Genomic DNA, 22,754 nt, shown 5'->3' with positions numbered 1-22,754 from the left:
AATCTTCGCTTAATCATTCAACCTTTTACTTTGTTTAACTTAATATATCCTTGGTTAACATTGCCCTGTAATAATTGTTGGAAACTGCTAGCAGTGATATTGTCATCACCATTACTACTTCTGACTGTAGTCACGCCGTAAATACTATTAATATAAATGTTGTCATTTCCATTGGCTGTATCTATGTTAGTTTCGCCATTATGTGTGCTTTCTACAGTCAAAACATCATTACCCAAACCTGTTTTCACATTCAGTTTCTCAAAACTACCATAGTTAATCCATCCACCCATTCCTAAGCCACGAATTTGGTTATCTCCAATCGTGGCAATGTTATCTTTGGTATCTCCAGAGCCATCGATATTGAGAATATCGCTACCAATACCACCACTGATGGTGAGGTTATTGGCAATATCATCTAATAATTGTTGAGAACTGCTAACAGTGATATTGTCATCACCATTACTACTTCTGACTGTAGTCACGCCGTAAATACTATTAATATAAATGTTGTCATTTCCATTGGCTGTATCTATGTTAGTTTCGCCATTATGTGTGCTTTCTACAGTCAAAACATCATTACCCAAACCTGTTTTCACATTCAGTTTCTCAAAACTACCATAGTTAATCCATCCACCCATTCCTAAGCCACGAATTTGGTTATCTCCAATCGTGGCAATGTTATCTTTGGTATCTCCAGAGCCATCGATATTGAGAATATCGCTACCAATACCACCACTGATGGTGAGGTTATTGGCAATATCATCTAATAATTGTTGAGAACTGCTAACAGTGATATTGTCATCACCATTACTACTTCTGACTGTAGTCACGCCGTAAATACTATTAATATAAATGTTGTCATTTCCATTGGCTGTATCTATGTTAGTTTCGCCATTATGTGTGCTTTCTACAGTCAAAACATCATTACCCAAACCTGTTTTCACATTCAGTTTCTCAAAACTACCATAGTTAATCCATCCACCCATTCCTAAGCCACGAATTTGGTTATCTCCAATCGTGGCAATGTTATCTTTGGTATTTCCAGAGTCATCGATATTAAGAGTATCGCTACCAATACCACCACTTATGATTAAAGTAGCGTCAATGTTGTCGAGAAGTCCGGCGATATTTGGGTATTTACTACCAACATTAATTGTATCGTTGCCTGCTTTTGACCAAACATAAGTTTGACTATCTATTCTACGAATGTTAAAGATATCTGGATCTTTATCGCTGTAAATTTCCGTCCATTGGGAATAAATAGCACCAAAAATATTGACTAAACTACCGTTGGCATCCTGATTATTATCATCGGCTTTAATCACAACATTTTGACCAGCAGTGATTGTGGCAGTGGTATTAATTTGGAAGTTATCGCCAACTGAAAAGTTAATGTCCTTTGCTGCACTAACGTTAGCACTATCTATTAAGAGGAGACTTTCATATTGGCTAGTCGTTTCTGTAACTGTTATTTGAATGGAATCTTTAGCACTAACAACTTGTTTGATGTTTAGCCCACCAGCTACCTCAGTGAGATTAATATAACCTCCTGTCACCACATCAAGTAAGCCTTTGATTGTAGTAGTATTACCATCGATATTGGTGAGACTATCGTCATTTAAAAACGAAGTATTGCTAACAAAATCGGTATTACCTTTAATGTTAGTGGTAGTTGTGCCAGCATCAATAATTATGTCGTTGCCAGCAACAATCTTAGTGAAGTCATAAAGTGCAGAGACAGCTGTATCTGATGCATCCGTGGTTTGTTGAATCAGCAGGTTAACATCTCCTGTATTAGCTGTCATTTTTGCAACATTCACTGTGACAGGATTGCTATTTAGCTGTTTTGCAGTTAAGTCAAGGAAAATGGAGTTTTGTGCTTGTATTTGTAAATCGATATTACTAGAAGGTACGTCTACCGTAACAGGGTTATAACCTTGCTCGATCTGCGCTACAATCCTTTGTGCATCTGTACCGATGCTACCATTGAGAGCTGTTAATGTGAGGTCACGGGTAATAATTTTTTGGTCAGCGCCACTACTCAGAATACTACCACCACTGTAGAGAACAGTGCGATCGTGAGGGCTATTTATTGCACCTTGGAGAATTAGATTAGAATTACCGTTATTTTCAATGGTAATAACGGTGGGATTTACAGGAAGTGGATCTTGGGGAGCTATGTTGCTAGTTGCAATGGTTTTACTATTAACATTGACTCGATCGTACTTAATCTCTGGTAGTCCGACTAAATTAATTACAGATATATTATTGATGACAAGATTGAGATTAGAGTTATTTTCAATTTGCACTGTCTCATAGGCTGGATCGACAACGGTATATTTTCCTTTATCAATAAACGCTCCATTGTTAAACATTTCATTACTGCGCTGGGTAATGATAAAATTCACGCCACCAACTTTGACATTCTCAATGTCATTGATAATAACTTCTGTAGCAGTGACTTTAGCAATTATGTTATCGCTTTGCTGAGTAATATTGCCGTTTTTGTCAACAATTAGAACGGGGTTAACATCGCGTCTATCTAAAATGACAGTTGAATTGAAATCAATGATTGGTGTAGGTTTATAGTTTTCTTCTTTATCTTCCGAACCAAAGTCCATTGTGATGGTAAACAAACCAAGATCGAGTTCCCAGGCTTTATCACTGTGGGCATTTGTGGTTTTATTGAAAGTTTCAAAATCAGTTTTAACATTCAGGGTATTGACTTGAATGCTGGAAGTGCTATCTGTCCAAATTTTGGCAGTGATAGGCATAATATTGGTGGCATCAGAATCTGTATCTCCACCGAGTCCATCACAATCTGCCAGAGCGATCGCATTACTGCTAACTGTCTTATACTGAGCATCAAGGGTAACAATATCGCCTTTAAGATTGGCACCTGAGCCAAGATTTACTATTGCATCAGTACCAGTTAAATCTACCTTGGCATGGGCATCAATGTTACCAATTAAGCCTGCACCTTCTGATTCAGAGCGAGATTCTACCTTGAGCCTATCAACAGTAGCTTCAACGGTTAAATTACGCCCTTCTAAACGAGCATTCGCATTAATATTTGTAGTGTTACTGCCGTCAAATTTAATACTGCTACTTGCATCGGCATCAGCATAGAAACCAACACCATCACCAACGGCTTTCACATTTGCGTCTGTGTTACTAGATGAGCGAACCAGCAAAGCATCATTAGAAACTATCTTGGCATTGTCTTGAATTGTAGTCGTAGTATTGTGGGTGATATTAGCATGGGCATCAGAATCAGCAAAAGTAATCACTGAACCTGCGCCACCATAACTGCGAACACTTAGGGTTTGGTCTGATTGTCCAGTAATTTCTACATTACCATCAGCTTTAATTTGGGCAGAATTACCGACGTAAGTATTATTTGTGTTATTGATATTAACATTAATTTCAGACGCTCCAACAGCGATCGCGCCGGCAATATCGGCATCAGTAGCACCTGTGATAGCTACGCTAGACACACCAGTAATCGAGACATTGCCTGTAGCAGTGATGGCAGTGCGATCGCCGACATAAGTTGTCATCGTTGGAGTAATATTAAGAGTGGTTTTTGTTCCAGTACCACCCACCAGAGCGCCAGCTGAAGCTTGAGAAGAGGCTGAAAATTTATTATCCCCTTGACTGGGTACAGTTGCAGCTACCCCAGAAGATAAGGAATGTTGGCTTCCTGTTGCTGTAGCATTATTCAAATCAAAGTGAAGGTTATGTTCGCCTATGGAAGCACTGGTTAAATCAATAGCGTTATCTTTGCTGAAGAGGTAATTTGTTCCTGTTCCCGTTAATCCTGTTTTATCTAAGGTTAACGCCATTCCTCCTTTGGTTGCTGCTAATTGGAAATTATTGGTATTGGCTCCAACTACATAATAGGTTTTGCCTGCTTCTAATCCCTGCACGCTGACAGCAGTAATTTTATGGCTAGTACCTTGAGATGCGCTAGTCAGATCGATATCTGCTCCGCCTTTTGTTGCTGACAGCTTAAAGTTATTGTCATCTACTTTCTTGACAAAATATTTTTGTCCGTTAACTAAACCGCCTATAGCTGCACCAACAGTACTGTAGATTACTTCTTCACCGTCGTCGAACCCGTGTTTAGCAGAATTAATCGTATTTTTATCCTTAATATCTGCTTCTAAGTTAAAGATATTGTTTTGACCTTTAGCATCCTGGGGAATGGTATTGACTACGGTAAACTGAGCCGAACGAGATTGATAGGTAATTGCATCGCCATTGTTAAAGCCGTGAGCGTTGATTGTAATTTGATTACTAGTGATATCTGAGAGTTTTGCTCCTTGGGTAACTTGCGGTTCCGGCCAAGTTGGTACTAGTTGAATTGTTTTACTATCAAGTACTTTGACATAGTAACTAGTTCCTGAAGTTAAACCACCAATTGCTGCACCACCCACTGCTTCATATATAACTTGCTGCCCATTCTGAAAAGCATGATTGTAACTAAATTTGATCGTATTAGCTTGTACATTAATTTGGGATGCGTCGAACTCACTACCGAGTTTTATTGTTTGGTTGTCAACTTTGATGACTTGATAGTTTGTGCCGTTAGCTAATCCGCCAATATCAGTACCGCCTCCATTCAGGTAAACTATTTGCTCTCCAGTTTGCAAGCCGCTATCTTTGCCTAAATTGATGGTGTCTTTTGCGTTATTCACTGCATTAGCGGGATTAAATGACGTATCTTCCGTACTTACGGGTTTTCCTAAGCGACTTTGGACAGTGATGTTGTTGGCATTGATAACTACATCTGTTCCCACATGAGTATCAATATTGGGATTAGAGTTAACTTCAGCGATAGAAACACCTACAGCCAATAACCCAGCACTAACCCCTTTGGCTTCGGCATCTCCATCAATTGTGACATCGGAAATAATTTGTAGATCCTTGGCAACTTGAATATGAGCGTTATTGTCAACATAGGCTTTAACAGTGGGGCTAACGCTAGCGGTAGGCACTGAGCCACTACCGGCAGCAATACCACCAGATGCTGCTTGAGCAACAGATGATACCGCTTCTTTGGCTGTTGCATTGACGTTGAGGTTATTCGTATTTTGGATTTTTATGCCATTACCGAGATAAGCTTGAGTAGTTCCCGTTTCTTGAGCATTGGCAATCACCACCCCAACAGCAAGCGCCCCCACAGATGCACCCCAACTTTCTACTTTTACATCGGAAGATGAACCAGCCAGCACATTAACATTATTAGCTTGGTTGATAATTGCCCCTGCACCGATATAGGCAGTGGTATTGTTTTGGGAAGTCAGGTAAGAAACTGCTGCACCTAATCCTACCGCGCCAGCAGCACCAGCGATCGCTTGCACTTTGCTAGAATCAACCAATCCCTGCGCCTGAACGAAAATATTACCACCCGCTGTTAAATTCGTATTTGCACCGATATAAGCCGAGGTATTATGAGTAATATTGCCAATACCTACAGAACCACCTACTCCCAAAGAGCCACCAAATGCAACAGCACCCGATGTAATACCTAGTTTGGTGGTCTCATCGGACAGGATGTTAATTTGCCCCCCAGCAGTCACTGTGCCAGAAATAAAGGCGGTTGTACCTTGAATGCCACTAGGACTACTAGATAGGTTATTAATAATTCCTTTGTTAGTCTGGATATTGCTCTTACCAGAACTATCTTTACCCATGCTATCCATGTCAGACAATTGACTACTGACTTTATCCTTGGTATCATTAGCAGCTTTTAGGGCATCACCAGACATTCCCGCACTGACATTGACAACGGAGACTGCACCAGAGACTCCTAGCCCCAGACCACCAGATGCAGCAACTACAAGGGAATTAACTTCTTTTGTGGTTTTTGCAGATATGTCCACATCCTGGAGAGCGTTGACTGTTGCATTATTGATATAAGCAAAAGTGCTATTTTTTACAGTTGTGACATCAATGGTTGCCCCAACTCCAGCACCTCCAACTGCTGCGGCTCCCGCTTTGACATCGACTTTACTATCATTAAATGCCTTGACAAAAACGCTTTGTTGCCCGTTGGCTCCGGTATTACTACTATTAATTAAACCGCCATTGATGTATGCTTGGGTTGTATCATTGAATGAATTTACAGCGATCGTTGCGGCCAAACCTAGCGCACCAGCAGAACCAGTACCAATCTTCACCTCTAGATTTTCTTTACTAGTGGCAATCACAGCCAAACCGCGCATCTGTTCAGTATTTACATTACCATTAGCTAGAGGTACAGTAAGGCTGTTGTTACCTAAAGCATTGACATTCGCAGCGCTGAGATAAGCCTTGGTACTGTTATTCAGGTTATTGACAACAATGGTTGCACCTACACCTACTAAACCTGCACTGACAGTACCACCCTTAGTCGTCATGCTATTAACAGAATTAGCCAAAACGCCCACACTACCATTAGCTGTGAGATTACCACCTTGAATATAGGCTAAGACATTATTACTCATTTCATTGACAGCTACGGAACCGCCTAACCCAACATACAGACCCCCAGAGCCACCAGCAGCAACGGTTTCAATTGTCCCTTTGCTATCGGCACTAATGAGAACATTACCAACTGTATTAATAGTTGAATCTTGGCTATAAGCTTTAATAGTATTGCCAATGTTGTTGTAAGCGACAGATGCACCAATTCCAGCAGCCCCCAGACCTACACTGATTTGTCCGGCAAAGGATTTAATCGTTGCTTCATCTCGAGCTGCAATTTCTAAGCTATTGGCGGATATATTGGCATTGTTGGTGTAAGCGGCGAAGCTATCAGTAATATTATTAACTGAGACAGACCCGGTTAACGCTACCTGACCGGAAACGGAAGCACCTGCTGATAAACTCTCAATACTTCCTGTTCCCGTTGCTGAGGCTTTAATTTGTCCAGCAGTAGAAGTTACACTACTATCACTAATATAGGCTTGAGTTGTACTACTGGAATTATTCACTGCCACAGCTGCACCAATGGCCGCAGTTCCCGCCCCACTGATTTGACCGGCTAGGGATTGAATGGTGGCGTTGTTGGTAGCTAGAACTTGAACATTTTGTTGTGCTTGGACAGTGGCGTGATTGCTGATGTAAGCGGTAGTAGCGGTGTTGATATTATTAACTGTTACTGAGCCACCAACGGCTGCTGTTCCCGCTCCGGCTCCTCCAGCAGTGATGTTAGCGATGTTAGGTGCAAGGGTGGCTTGGACTGTCACGCCATTATTGGTAGATGTGACTTGAGAACCGCTGATGTAGGCTTGAGCTTGGTTTTTGACATAGTTAGTGGAAACTGATGCACCTACTCCAGCTGTACCGCCAACAGAGACTTGACCAGCGATCGCTTTAATAGTTGAATTGTCACTAGCTAAAACATTGATGAGGTTAGCAGCGTTAACTGTTGCATAGTTGCTAATGTGGGCATCAGTAATGGTGTTAATGATATTCACCGAAACTGAACCGCCAACGGCGGCTGTTCCCGCTCCAGCGCCGCCAACAGCAATAGATTCGATGCTAGCAGTTGATGTGGCAGTCAAACTAACCTGATTGTTAGATGCTGTAACGCTGCTATTCTCAATGTAAGTAGATATGGTGTTGTCTAGGTCATTGACTGCTAGAGATATTCCGACTGCGGCTGTCCCACCACCGGCTATGTTCCCAGCTAGTGATTGAATAGTAGAATTATTATTGGCAGACAGGTTAATTCCTGTACCTGCAACATTTGAGCCATGAGTGATATAAGCTTGCGTACCACCGCCAATAATGTTAATCGAAAAAGATCCAGAAACAGCGGCTGTACCAGTGGTAGCTGCTCCACTCGCAGACAGAGATTTGATAGTGCTTGTAGAATTAGCTGCTAAGGTGACGATACCTGTAGCATTAACTTTACTATTGTCAATGTATGCCTTGGCTTGATTACTAATATAATTAACAGCGATCGCCGCTGCTACTGCTGCTGTACCTGTTGAAAGACCAACACTTCCAGCTAAAGATTCAATTGTCGAACTGTCTTTACCAATAATGTTGAGATTTGCAGCCTGAATTTGGGAATTACCTTCAATACTGGCTTCACTGCTGTTATCAATGGTATTGACAGAAATTGAACCTCCCAATGCAAAAGTTTTTGCAACTCCTCCACCAATGGTGATTGAGGAAATTTCTGAAGCGGTTGTGGCCTCTAAGTTAACGTCGCTTTGAGAGGTGACAGTAGAGCCAAAAATATAAGCGCGATTACGATTGCTAATTTGGTTGATACTGATAGCTGCACCAACACCCGCAGTTCCTAAAGAAATCCCGACACCGCCGGCTAGAGCTTCAATATCATCATTCGCAAGAGATTTAATTTCTACTTTGCCACCAGAAGTAATTGTGGAATTAGCAATATTAGCCTCTAAAGTACCATCAATGATGTTAACAGCAGCAGAACCAGCCAAGCCTAAATCTTTTCCTCCCGCTAGTCCTAAAGCGATGGTTTTAATAGTCCGATCTGAGTTGGCAGCAACCGTTAAGCTGTTAGTAGTGGACAGGGTTGAACCTGTGATATAGGCGCGGGTGCTATCATTAATACCGTTATAAGCCAATGCTGCCCCAAAGCCATTTTCTTTTGATGCTCCGACTGCGCCTGATAGCGATTGGATTGTGGCATTATTATTAGCTGTAACCGTAATTGCACCAGTGGGAGTAATTGCTCCCATTGCTTGCTGGGTATTAACAACAGATGCTTCTGTAGTTCCATTGATGATATTGACAGAAACAGTACCCGCTCCTCCTAATTGTCCGCTTGATGCAGCGATCGCTCCACTTAAAGCTTGAATTTCAGTGTTATTCTCAGCCAGGACATCTAGCTTACCGCCATAGTTTAGGGTCGAGTTCTTCAGGGTTGCCTTGATATCATTGTTAATGATGTTCACCCCAATTGCCGCACCAACTCCGGCTCGTCCGCCATAGCCTATAGCCCCTGCGATCGCAAAAATATCCGAGTCATCCTTAGCTTTAACTAATATATCAGTCAGTAAAACTAATACACCGCCGTCAATGTAGCTTTCTGTAGTGTTCGTGAGATTATTAACGGAGACTGAACCAGCGATCGCAGTTCCTTGTGTTCCGGGCGCACCAGAACCTCCCGCAGCAATTGAGAAGATATCTCCAGTACGATTTGCTGCTAAAGTTAGAGAATTAGCTGTCAAGGAAAGTTGCTCGCCTGCGATCGCATTTTTGCCGACAATATAAGCTTTAGTTTCACCAGAAACGATATTGACAGCAACAGAGCCAGCAATTCCTGTAGAAGAAGCATTAGGTTTAGAAACAAAGGAAGCTGAACCAGAAATCGTAAACAAATTAGTATCATTATCAGCTTCAATGGCTACATTACCCAGAGTGGTAACTGTTCCAGCATCATTAATGTAAGCTAAAACATTGTCATTAATCAGATGAATTGACACATCCCCAGAAATACCAATTCCTGATTTACCTTGATTGCCCTGATCGTTGGTAACATTTTTACTACCAGCAGTATCTTTGGGTGCAGCTTCCGGTACTTCTGGGCGTTTTTCAATGCCATCTATGGGGTTGCCTGTTTCTGATGACTTGTTAATCAGATTAATATCAACAGGATCGTCTGTCTCAGCACTAGGATCTGATGATGACATTCCAGGAGTTGCTTCCACTTTTGGGCCTGGTTCGACTGTCTTTGGTGTCGGTTGGGTAATGACTGCTGCTGCTAAAGAAAGGGTGTAAATATCTCCTTCTGCGAGGGCTTTAATATTAATATCTCCTTTGACATTAATATTAGTACCAATCCCAGGTGCTAACTCAGCACTATTACCAATTAAAGCTTGTACTTCGCGTTCAATATTATGAACACCCACAGACATACCAATCCCGGTATTACTACCTCGGATTACGCCACCGACAAAATTCCAGTGATCTGTTTCATCTTGAGCGATAATATCCAATCCACCACCCGTAACAATTGCACCACTACCTAACTGAGCAATAGTACGGTTATATTGCAAGTTGACTACCACTGAACCAGCAATACCAAATTCTTCAGCTATACCACCAGAAAGGGCTACTACTGTACTAAAAATATCGGTATTAGCTTTGAGGCTGAATTTTTGACTATCACCTGTGTGAATTTTTGCACCATCTTTGACAATCGCTTCGGTATTATTGTCAGCCATTAAGAAGAAGACTGAACCGCCAACACCTTTTCCTCCTGATGAATTAGAACCTATTAACCCAAGCGGATCGCCCGTAATATTAATCAAGGTCATATCCGTCTTAGCTTTGACAGCGACAGATTGATCGGCGTTACGATATACCTGTTTTTGGTTAATTTCTACACTAGAGCCAATAATCGTTTGATTAGTATTATTAAAACTCAAAACATTAATTGAGCCGGAAATCCCTGTTTGTTCAGCCTGGGAAGCACTTTTTGTCCAAGAACTCCAGGGTTTAATTTTATGGGGTGCTTGAATACTTACTACTGTATTAATCCCATTAAAAATATCCGTATTTGCTGTGAAAAAATCTGTAAACCAATTTGCTACTTCTGAAGAATCGACGGAAACACTGATATCGGTTAAATCAGCATCTTTCCAAGCAAAAGGATAAGAAATTTCTGATTGAATTGCTAAATTTCTACTAGCGTCAAGTTTTGCACCATCAGCTATTTCCGTTTTGACATCACTATCATAAAAACCAACACTAACAGAGGCACTAATAGCAGTTTCTTTAGATGGCGCTTCTACTCCTTTAGCTTTATCAGCATCAGATACTTTTTCTAAAGCGGTAATTGCTTCAATTTGGGTGATGGATTGATGGAAACTGTTAACTTCTAAATCTTGATTTGATTCTAACTTTGCCGTAGAACCAATTTTAGCAGTAACATCATGGTTGGCATAGGTGACAGCTAAAGCACCTGCAATCCCCCAACTTGAGCTACTTCCAGTGTTATTAGTGTCTGTACCAGGAAAAGCCTTTTGACTCAGTTTTTTACCTGTACTTGGTTTTTGTACTTGATCACCAGCTTTAACTTTCTCATCTAAATCTTTTTGGTTTTGAGCAGCTTGCGCTTCTGATGAGTTTTTTAATTTATCACCTACTGTAGTTTTGACTTGCGAAGTGATAGCAGAAGTGTCAAAGTTAATAATTTTATTGAGAAAAGTATTGTTAAAAATGCCTGAATCTGCTTGAACAATATCGGTACTTTCTAAGTTGGCTTTTACGCCTACTCCTACAGTTCCCAAACCTTTTAAAGCATGGAGATGATGACCTGTTCCGGTTTTATCATCTTTATTAAAAGAAATATTCTCTTTCGCTAATGCACTGGCCCTAGAATCTGCCAATCTAATTTGAGTAGAACTATCAACAATTACATAATAAACTTCGTCGTTAACTAAGCCACCAATGGAGTCATTATCAATATCTTTATCAGGAAATTCGCTATTTTTATAAACTACTGCATCTCCAGTTTTAAAATTATGGGGTTGAAGTAGTTTAATTGTGCTTAGATTATCATCAAGAAGATTATTATCATCTAAATTAATAATAATATCTGCTGTTGAACCTTGAGCTTTAATTGTGCCATTTACTTCAGTTCTAATATCAGATTGAGAAATACCAAGCCCCAATGACGTACCGGCAGTTCCATCTTTATAAACATAAGCACGTCCGGCTGCTTGATTATAATTGTTACCTATCGCTAAAACATTAGCATTACCACCTGCCGTAATTACTGCGCCTTGAGCAACATTAGTATAGGAATTAGCTTCTGTATAAGAAATACCAAAAGCCATAGCTTTATTATCTTTGCTACTGGGTTTAATTCCTAAATTTTGGCTAGTGCGACTATCAACGTTTGACTCCGTAAAAGCATCGGATAAAATGCTAACATTTTTCTGAGCACTAATAATGACATTTTCACCAATAGTAGTTTCAGCTTTAGTAATAGCAACACCTAAGCCAAAGCTAAATTTTTTCAGAAAAGAATCATTAGAATCTGAAATATCAACTTCTGAATCTCCTCCTATTACAGCAATGTCAATTTTAGCATTGGTGTATGATTCTAAGTTAACATTGCCACTACCAATAATTTGCGAGTTATTACCAATATGGATGATGGATTCAGCTTTTTTGACTTTTGCCATCACCGGGAGACCTAAAATCAAATCTGCTAAGGTTCTAATTCCTGATGCGGTAAATTCTTGGAGTAAATTTGCCTGTTCAGTTGTGCCACCTGTATCAGTACTTAAATTAATATTATTGCCTTTTAAAATCGTGCTTTGACCAACAATAATCCGAGAATCATCAAAGCTACCAAATAAACCTAAATCAGTCAAGAAAGCAGCAGGGTCGTTGCTAGGAATCCAAAATTTTGTTGCCTCAATATTAATGTCTCCGCCCTGATAACTAACATTATTAACGTCTGCTAATAATTGAACATTATCTTTAATATAAATTTCTTTACCTTTAAGGGTAATATTGCCTGAGTTAGCATTAGTATTACGGCTCGAAATAATAACACCATTATTGATATTTATTTCTCTGGCATCAACATTAATATTTCCTCCAAAAGTAGAAGTATTGCCAGAGAAGGTAACTGCATCATCGTAGCGATCGCCTTCAATGACTAAATCAAATTTATGAGAAATAGTCAAACCACTTAAGTTGATATCAATGCGATCGCCATCTAGTGCATCTTTATCTGTAGTGATTTTAAATTTACTAATTGAACTAATACCTACTTTGACGGTCTTAGCATCAACTTGAGTAATTCTATCACCACTAATATTAATATTTTCTACCGTATCCTTAATTAGTAGTTCATTACTATCATTGACCGAAACAACGACATTTTCAATATCACTAGAGCCTTCTTTTAAAGCTAATTCACCGTTGTTTAAAGAAATATCTCCCAATACCTGATTATAACTATTAGTAGCTATATGAGCTTCTATTGTTCCAGTATGATATTCTAATACCCAATCACCACCAAGTTGGCTACTTCCAGTTAAATTAGTAGAACCAGCAACATCTGCTTGTGTAATTTGGCTAACATTTTGCAGAAATGCCTGTCCCTTTGTTCCTTCGGCTACATTACATCCATAAAATAATAAGTCTCCATCAAGGTTGAGCGACTGTCCCCAAGAGTAAAGCGTATTTTGATAAGTTCCTAAATTTTCTTGATTTAAAAGGCTGTCACCTAATTTAATTCCGCCTATCAAACCATGACTAAACAGATGAATTGCATCTAAATTTTGATAATTTTTTAAAACCTGGGTAATTTGATTAAACTCATTACCTCTACTGTCTAATAGAAAAATTTGAACATTTCTATCTAATCCTTTCAGCAAACTTTGATAATCAGGTAGCCCAGAATCAATAAAAGCAATCTCCTTTGGTCTACCAGTTTCTAACTCATAGCCATTGAGTTCGCTATTGAATCCTGTATTTGGAAATGTAGAATTGTGATTGTTGAAAGAATTATCAATGAACATATAGCCATTGCCTAATTAAATTTAATAATATTTGGATGCTGACATACCATGATTTATTAGTAAATAAATCATAGATAGGTATAGGAAAATTAAGACATTTTTGAAATTAAATAACTTGAAAAAGTAAAGTTAAATAATCAAACCGATAATTTTCATGATAAATAGCTATTTTTGTGGCAGAAACGATTGAATATTTGAGATTATTTCCTAAGTATAACTTGTCATCGTGGTAGTAATAAAATATTCTCAATTATTTAACAAAAAAATGTAATTTATTTATACTAGCTAACAAAATGATAAAGCTATAATCAATAGGAATTTACCATCAGCCTAACTCACACTTATTAAGAAATTTGACACTTCGTTTGATTCATTCTTCTTGTCTATTACAGTAACCAAAGCACTCTTAATGAAAAAACTGAATAAACAGAAGAATAAAAACTTGAGCAAAACAATTGTCAATTCGCTGCTTTTCGCAATTCGCAGTTAATTATAAGAAATCTCATTAATTGTTTAATTATTAATTAATGGGTCTTAAAACCACTGAATCTTTGATTCAGTGGTCTTAAATCAGTGGTAGGATTCAAGCCCCACGCTCAGGAACTTGCGAATTGCGTTAGCGTTCGCGCAGCGTCTCGTAGAGAAGCGGGACGAAGCCCATTAGTAATTGCGAATTGGAGTTGACTTTGTACAGTGAGGAGTGTCAAAAACAGAAGGATGAAGTGAAAAAGGCTGATGAAAATTACGTTTAATTAAGCATGACTAAAAATAGCTAATTCCTCTGAAGAAGTAGCTGTTTGAATGGGAATATCCATATTGTTGGACGATTGATTTTGAGATTTATGTTCATTAGATATATTGTTCATTTCTTCATCAGGAACTTCAATATTTACGATCGTAGTTGGCGCATTATTGAGAAATTGTACTCCATTTGCCACCTCACGATATGGGCGATTTAGCAGATAGTTTAATAATGCATCACGTTGTTGCTCTGTAATTAAGTAAACTTTTTGTTGAACTTGTGCCATAACTTCCTCTTCTTTTTACTGTGTTGTAATTGTCTTGGGTTCACGTCTAATAGAAATTCAAGCTTTGTTTATACTGATTGTTGTCAGATAGAAATTAAGCCGTAATTTGCACTTGCTGAATGGAAAGAATCATGTCATTGTAGTCGCGATCGCTTTCTTTACCAACTAAATCTTCAAAGCCAAACATACCATTACCCAAACTCCTAATGTGGTCAGCGCGATCGCTGTTAATCCCTACATAAGAAGTGAAAACCCGACTAAAATCATTACCAATGCTAGACAAAGTGCCATTGGAAACTAACAATGGTACATAAAATTCACCTCCTGCTACAGTCATAGAAACCGTTTTAGCCGAAAAATTACTAGTTGTAAACTCTGCACCTTGTACCAAGCGATCGCTAGTCGCCAGTTGCAAATAACGTTGTTTTTCTTCAACAGTAGTGACAGCACTGGGGTCAATCAGTATTCCAGTCAATGGATCTCTAATTGAACCTTTAGCATCATCAACCCGATAAAAATAAGCAGAGTTGTCAAATGAAGCTTCTCTTTGAACTAAGAAATTCAACATTGCCTGCTTACCATCAAATGCACCAGATGATTGTAAGTCAATTAACTCATCAGATGTATTAAGTTGAGTCTGTCTCTGGCTGATTGCCAAAAGTGGCAATTGAGTTTTAGCTTCTTCCGCAGAAAGGATTTTGGCATTAATCTCAAATAATCTCGCTAAAGAAACTGTGGCTGTTTGTCCACTGGTATTACCACTGGACTGAAATATACTTGTTCCTCCATTCAAGCTAGAAACAGAAAACTCTACAGACCTAGAATTTAAATCATTAGACCGTAATTCATCCCTTGTGCCACCTTTAATTAAGAAAAAGACTGCCTGTTCACCTTCTTCAAAAGTCAGAATGGAATTTTGACTACCAAACTTAGGGTTCTGTTTATTAGTTAAGGAGTTGAATAAAGTTTCTCCACGCAACAGAATAGCTTGTCGAGCTTCCTCAACAGAACTTACGTTCTTACCATTGACTTGAGTAATTTCTCCATTTTGTCCAAAGCGAACGCGTGCTACCCCAACTTCCGAAGCATCTTTTCCAGAATAGCGGTTAAGAGTGAACTGGACATAACTGCGATTACCGTAGAAATTTAAACCATCCTGGCTCGAACGAACTTCCATCCGACTAGCTCCCAAATCCAAGTTTACCGCAGCTAAAGATTGGGTAATATCTCCATCAACTACACCATCTTCATCACCCCATTGACCATCTTGTAGATAAACTACAGCCCAGTCTGGTCTACCATCAAGATTTCTATCTTGTAATACTGCTCCAGTCAGTAGCTCATAATCTGTATTATTCCATTGAGAATTTAATGAGCGACGCAAATCGTAGAGAGTACCGTCAGTACGTTTTTGAACAATAGCATTAACAGGTATCTCTCCTACACTATCTGGAAGTTTAAACTCTACCCTGACAATTTTCTTGTTGATGTCTGTTTGAATTTGCTGCTGGCGACTTTCGTCTTTGATGACTGGATTGGTTTGAACTTGGAAATTAATAACATCTAAAGGACTCTTAATTTCCTTCAGTGCTGATTTTCTCAAGTCTTTAGCATCGAAAACAGCAATAGGGTCTGGAATCGTAGTCGTAAAAACGTTAGTAGTGAGGTTATTTACAACTAATGCAAAATTAGGATAATCGCCAGTAATACGCTCTTGGTCTTCATTCTTTATGGCCAGTATGATTGGTTTTGTTGTGCCGCCATCACCACCATAAAATGCAACAATTCCTCCTTCATCTGCCGCTCTTTGACTTAACTCTTGAAAATGAGCATCATCTGAGCCATTTTTAGCAATTGTTTCAGCAATTTCTGCTTCTGTAGTATTGTTAATCCCATCAGTATCTAAATCAGATACGATAATATTAATATTATCTTCATCCTTGAGAATACTACCCTCACCCCAATTACCTAAATCACTGGTAACAACTCTGAGAACGTCTTTACCCTTATACTCCTGATTACCTTTGTAAATCAAACCTTCTAAAGCCTGATTGATGTCTGCAAATAGTCCACGGAAGGTAATTGTAGAGTTCCCATTAGTGGTTCCTTGGCTAAATTTAATCCCTGTAGTATTCTTAAGAGTCAACTTGCCATTAGTAACAGAAACTGTTACCTCTGCTTCACGCGTACCTTCACCTTTTTCCAAGTCTATATCGCTGATACTAATAGCATTATTATTAACTCTGCTGAAAATTAAATCTCGATTAGTATCGTAGATTTGATCGTCAGGAACTTTGTTAACAGGGACATCATTGACAGGATTAACCGTAATGGCTACTCGGTCAGTATCTGTAAGAGCAGAACTCTTACCAGTGTGTCCTAAATCACTGGTGGTAATAGTTAAAGTGTCGGCACCATTGTAATTGGGATTACCTTGATAAATTAAACCCTCTAGGGCATTATTCACATTTGCTAGCTTACCCTTAAAGGTGATAGCAGCGTTACCAGTAGCATTACCTTGAGTAAAGATGATATTAGTGGTGTTTGTCAGACTCAATAAACCTTTGGTAACGGCAAGGGTAACTTCTACCTCATCTGCACTTTCAGCAGCATCTACATCACTGACTTTGATGACATTGCCATTAGCGGTGTTGAAGACTAAGTTAGTATCTTCGTTGACGTTAACCGCAGTTTTGGTCAACTGATTTACTGGTGCATCATTAACAGGAATAACATTGAAGCTAATAGTATCTTCATCTGTTTGATTACCACCGAGAATACCTGTGTTAGCTAAGTCTTGAGTATTAACTTTCAGGCTAATAGTATTTTTGTTGATGTTGTTGGAATTGAGGGTAGGAGTAAAAGTCAGCTGATTTAAGGCACTGTTGATGTTTGCAATACTGCTTGTAAATTCCAGAGTGCCGTCTGTACCATCAAGATCGGAAAAGTTTAATCCTGTAGTAGCTCCACCAAATGCAATTGTACCGTTAGTAGCTGTTAACTTAAGTTGTACAGGATTATTACCAGCATCATAGTCACTGAGAGAGATGAGATTATTACTAAAGGTAAAGGTAGTGTCTTCGTTAATAGTTATCGGTTGAGGAATATTATTAACTGGTGCGTCGTTTTCAGAAGTAACTTTAATTTCTGTGGTAACACCAATACTAGTTTTGGGTGTTAAATCTTTCGGGCTACCATTATCATTGACTGTAACAGTAATGGTGCGACTTGGTTTAGGTGTATGAGAAGTGGTCTGATAAGTAAGGCTTTCAATTAAGGCTTGGACTGCTGCTAAGGTGGCATTAGTGTTAATAAAATTAACTACTAAATCCTTACCATTGCTACCATTATTGATTCCATCAATGATACCAATCTCTATACCGTTATACTTAACAGTGCTATCGCTAACACTGATAGTATTTGTGCTGCCGATAGCCAGTTGATCTGTGCCTTCTGAAGTGCCATTATAAGCAACTTTCAGATTACCACCATTAAACTGCGAAGAATCATCATCTGTAACACTGATAATACTATTTTTGTATATGGTATCGGCAGCTTGGTTGAGAGCATTTTCTAAGAAAGTAATCTCCGAAGTTAACCCAGATAATTTAGGAGTATCGTTGATATTGGTGAAGGTAATACCAGAGTTTGTATTTATATCTTTGGGCGCAGTTTCATTGTAATCATCCGTGACTACAACTGTGAATGATGGCGCATCTTCCCCAGCATCATGGATGAATGTTACTTTGCCATTATTAATGTCTTCCTGGGTAAATTCAGCGACAATATTACCATCTAACTGAAATTTTCCATGTTGAAGGTTACTTATCTTGAATTTGACCTTAGCTGGTGTGTTACTGTTATCAACATCTGTAGCTAGGAAGTTATCGCTAGTAAGTTTGATGGTTCTTTCTGCTTCAGAAAGTGTGGAGTCCCATTCCTTTAAGATAATTTTGTTGTTAACTAACTTAGGTTCAGTGACATACCGAATGGAAGTAACACCTTGTAGAGTTCTGGAAATTGCATTATTTACTTCACCATTGTATAAGTACTTGAGGGCAACATTATTATCTCTGTTAATACCAATAGTAGCTGAATTACCATAATTCAGTGAATCATCACCGAGCAATACATCTTTGTAAATAAAATCAATATTGTTACTATTTTCATAGAATATTATTTCAAAAGTGGCATTTTCATCGCTATCGAAATGCTTAACGTTGTTCCACTGGACTATGAAACGACCATTCTCTCGTTTATAAAAAACTTCGGTTGCTTGAAAATCATCCCAGTATGGAAAAATGCTGTAAGTTTGTTGATTATTAGGAAGGTTGCCATTTTGGCTGTTTATCTGATTTGTACTAATGAATGTAACGTATCCATTATCATAAACACTAAGTTTTTCAAAAGTTTTATCGTAGAATTTGAAATTAAACCCTAGAAGAATATCTTTTTCTAACCAGTCGTTTTCAAAGTTTTTACCAGCTCTAATATTAGTGCCAGGATTGGCACTAGAAGTACTGATATCAATGAATTCAACTGTACCTCGATCGCCTTCCTTAGAATCATAAAATGTATAAAAGCCATCAGTTCCAGTTGTGAAAACACTACTGTATGTGTTTAATATCTGGGATTTAAATACTAGAGGACAGGAATTTTGTCCTTCACCCTTATTTACATCTAGATCCCAACTGCCACCTTTAGCCGGACTACCTACAAGATTTTTAGAAGCATAAATAGTAGCTTGAGTTAGTTGGTGTAATTTCTCTAGAAACTCAGTTCCGGCATCTCCCGCAGCTATATTACAGCCATAGAGAACTAGTTTAGGTTTAGTGACTTCCGACACATTATTAAACCAAGTTTGCAGTTCTCCTGCATAGTTGCTGATAGTATCAAGATTTAGCTCTGTATTCCCTAAGTAGATTTTTCCTGGCGCACCGTGGGCGACTATATGAATACTCTCAACATGATTGTATTCACAGAGAACTTGAGTAATCTGCTTTATTCCATCTTCCTCTGGATGTAAAGCGAAAACTTTGACCTCCGGTTCTACACCATTAGCAAGTACAGAATAATTTTCTAGTTGAGCATCGATAAATGCTACTACAGGCATAATTGCTTGATGAGAGGATCTTTTTATATTAAAAATCATAGGTAAAAATCAAAGATATACTTTTCCAAAATAACTCTAATTTTTTGTCATAAAATTAGGGAATATACTGAAGGTATTGAGCCGAGATACAGAAAATGAGAGAATGTTGGAATCAGGGGGAACGCATCTCAATATAGTACATAGTTACTAAAATAGAGATAAAGGCAGCGACTGCTGATGGTATAGAGGTTGAGTAATGAGGTTTTGCTCATATCTTGCACCTAGAAATATGAATGTCAAAACCACAACCTTTCTGGATTTTTTACAAATGCACAGTTGTAAGGGTGATGAGTTGCTCTTGTTGTGCGATCGCATCCTGAACCATCGCCAAAACGCGTCCAATTTTTCGCTGTTCATCTAGTGGTGGGAGAGGAATAGTTAAAGATTTAATGCGAACTAATGCTAATTTTGGCTGTGTATTTTTGACTGTCAAAGAATTACTTTCTTTTTGTATTTCAGGTGAGCTAAGACAATACATTAAAAATTGTGGTCTGATTTTTTGAGTATCTTATTTAATATTTACCTAAACCGCCCCAAAATATTTTTCAATGCCTCATTAGTCGCTTCCGCTTCCTTTTCCAAAACTTCCAACTACTCTAAAATCTCCGCAATTGACCGAAACTCCTCCGTTTCAGCAACATGAATATAACGGAATGGCAAAATATTATAATCATTACGGGCAATGTCATCTTTAGAAACATGAACCTGGATACCCTGCTCCCTTGGGGAAACGTCCTAACTCATCGCCGTCATAATCCTTCTCTGTAAACCATTTTTGATTCCACATGGGATTAGCCACCACTCGCTCAAACTGTGCTAATTTCCCCGCTTGCATAAATTTGGGATGGCGAAACGTATCCCCAATTTCGATTTTCCCCTCCATATCGTGGATAATCATGTTCATGTTTGCCATTGCCCAAGTATTCCCCATGTATTCTTGCCCATAAAGTTGCAAGGGTGCAAACTTTTCCGTTGAACCTTGGGATTCTTGCAATACCAACTGACACTTAACGGGACTTAAACAAAACTGGAGATAAAAAAAGGCTAAAATATTTAACTAGCATAGCTTTCACGTTGAAAGAAGCTCATGAAAGAAACGACCCCCGCAGCCATGCCTCCATGCTTTGAAAGATGGTGTCAAAAGTTTGACGATGTGTTCACGCATAAAGCACAAAAACGGGAATTTAGGCATTATGTAGGGGGATTATTAGGAGAAAGTGAGAGAAAGAACGTCTTTCAAATGGCAGAGAATGCTGTGGGTGTAACTTACCATCGTTTACACCACTGTCTTGATGCAGTCGCTCATGGGGGAAACCCCCAAGACCGCGCTGCATCGCTTTTTGACTGAAGCACCTTGGTGTAGTTACAAGGTTAATGAACGCCGCCTAGAAATGATGAATAAGTGTAGCCAGACCAGAATTAGCAGAGGATTTAGCTTAATAATAGATGATTCTGGACATAGGAAAAGCGGGAATTTTACCCAAGGAGTGGGAAGGCAATATATTGGAGAAATAGGTAAGACAGACAATGGAATAGTAGTGGTAACAACGCATTTATATGATGGGAAAAAAAGCTTACCTCTAGATATAGAGTTATATCAGCACGCTAGTTCTCTACAACAAGGAAAACAAGATCCTGAATTTGAGAAAAAAACAGAATTAGCAATCAAGCTAATAGACAGAACAATAGAGAGAAAGTATCAACCAGGAATAATAATTATAGATGCAGGATATGGCAATAATACATCCTTCTTATTGGAACTAGAGAAACGGCAATTAAAATATTTAGGAGGACTGGCTAAAAATCGCAAAGTCACAGTTACTCCTCCAGATAATATTCAACAAACGATTCGACTAGATGAGTTAGCGCAGAGCTTGCCTCAAGAGGCTTTCACAGAAATTCATCTTGATTTAGAACAACCAAAAACACTATGGATAATAACAGCAGAAGTAGAAATATCAAGCCTCAGTGGGAAGCGTAATATTGCTATCGTCATGAACGCTCCGACTTTCTCTGCTGCTACTGATATTGACTATTTCATTACCAATGTCTCATCATCAATTGTCACACCTCAATGGATAGTTGACACCTACGGGCAGAGAAATTGGGTAGAAGTTTTCTACAGGGAGGCCAAAGGTTGGTTAGGGCTAAAAGAATATCAAGTCCGAGATAAAAGAAGTTTACTTCGACACTTCATTTTAGTTTTTTGTGCTTACACTTTTATTCTTTGGCATCAGCTCACAGGAGGCTTAAGACGTAAGTGGGCTAATAAGCCTTTGAACACTTTTACTGAAGCAATAGATGCTTTCAGAACGGCTATGTCTTTCCGATTTTTTGATTGGTTGATGCTCAATCGTGACCTGTTTGCTGCTTATAAAGCCAGTTTGGGATACATTTGGGCTTAGTTTTTGTCTAAGTCCCGTTAGGGGAATATATAGACAGATTACTAGCGAAAGAGATTATTGCGATCGCTCAAGCTTACTCTGCTGGAAGTATTGTTCTACCTAAGTTGGACAATATGCGAGAGCAAGTTCAGAGTGAAATTCAAGCCAAAGCCGAGCAAAATTCAGAATTACTAGAAGTCCAAAAACAATATGCCAAACAATATCGAGTTATACCAATTCTTTATGAAGCTGCGCTAAATAAGGCTTCAAGGATAAAGTCGTAAGAAGTGAGAGAGGCAATTATTTCAGGTGTAATTTCTTTGAGGACATCAGTTAACTTGTGCTGTAGTTGTGTGAGGTTTTTACAATTTTCCCATTGGAGTTTAGATTTGAGAAATTCCCAAAACCGCTCAATTGGGTTAAGTTCGGGAGAGTGAGGAGGTTGAAAAATTGGGATAATGTTATCTGGACAATCGAGAGCTTTTGCTCTGTGAAAAGCCCCTTGATCGAACTGGATAACCGCGATATCATCCCCAAGATCAGCAGAGAGTAACTCTAAAAAGTGTTGGAAACAATCACCATTGAGGTAGGGAAACTCATAGAAAAAGCTGTATCCACTTAGGGGTTCTACAACTCCGTATAAATAAAAATTTTCACGTTGCCATTGACTTAA

6 protein-coding genes and 2 pseudogenes are annotated in these 22,754 nt (G+C 38.8%); 2 read left to right on the top strand and 6 right to left on the bottom strand.

The window, feature by feature from the left end; all coding sequences use genetic code 11:
• Positions 1-17: 17 nt before the first annotated feature.
• From RM368_RS08610 to RM368_RS08590, 5 genes are all read right to left on the bottom strand, one after another.
• The gene (locus RM368_RS08610; protein ID WP_322693697.1) at positions 18-13,517 is read right to left on the bottom strand and encodes a DUF4347 domain-containing protein; all 13,500 of its coding nucleotides are present in this window, start codon (positions 13,515-13,517) and stop codon (positions 18-20) included.
• Positions 13,518-14,269: 752 nt separating this feature from the next.
• Entirely contained in the window at positions 14,270-14,545 is a 276-nt protein-coding gene (locus RM368_RS08605; protein WP_322693696.1) for a hypothetical protein, read from the bottom strand.
• A gap of 94 nt (positions 14,546-14,639) precedes the next feature.
• Entirely contained in the window at positions 14,640-19,697 is a 5,058-nt protein-coding gene (locus RM368_RS08600; protein ID WP_322693695.1) for a DUF4347 domain-containing protein, read from the bottom strand.
• A gap of 262 nt (positions 19,698-19,959) precedes the next feature.
• Positions 19,960-20,175, bottom strand: coding sequence for a restriction endonuclease subunit S (locus RM368_RS08595; protein WP_322693694.1), 216 nt, complete (start codon positions 20,173-20,175; stop codon positions 19,960-19,962).
• 213 nt (positions 20,176-20,388) lie between these two features.
• Positions 20,389-20,691 (bottom strand): N-6 DNA methylase, encoded by a 303-nt coding sequence (locus RM368_RS08590; protein ID WP_322693693.1) that lies wholly within the window; start codon positions 20,689-20,691, stop codon positions 20,389-20,391.
• 93 nt (positions 20,692-20,784) lie between these two features.
• Between RM368_RS08590 and RM368_RS08585 the strand changes: the two are divergent.
• Positions 20,785-22,102 (top strand): annotated as a pseudogene (locus tag RM368_RS08585) (IS701 family transposase).
• A 17-nt stretch (positions 22,103-22,119) separates the two neighbouring features.
• A pseudogene (locus RM368_RS08580) lies at positions 22,120-22,311 on the top strand (hypothetical protein); the annotation flags it as partial.
• Between the two features lie 11 nt (positions 22,312-22,322).
• Here the strand turns inward: RM368_RS08580 and RM368_RS08575 are convergent.
• Positions 22,323-22,754: transposase (locus RM368_RS08575; protein ID WP_322693692.1), on the bottom strand; the 432-nt coding region annotated here is incomplete at its 5' end.

Origin of the sequence: Nostoc sp. DedSLP03, assembly GCF_034530815.1 — a bacterium.
GTDB lineage: Bacteria > Cyanobacteriota > Cyanobacteriia > Cyanobacteriales > Nostocaceae > Nostoc.
This window is presented reverse-complemented; position numbering and strand designations above follow the sequence as displayed.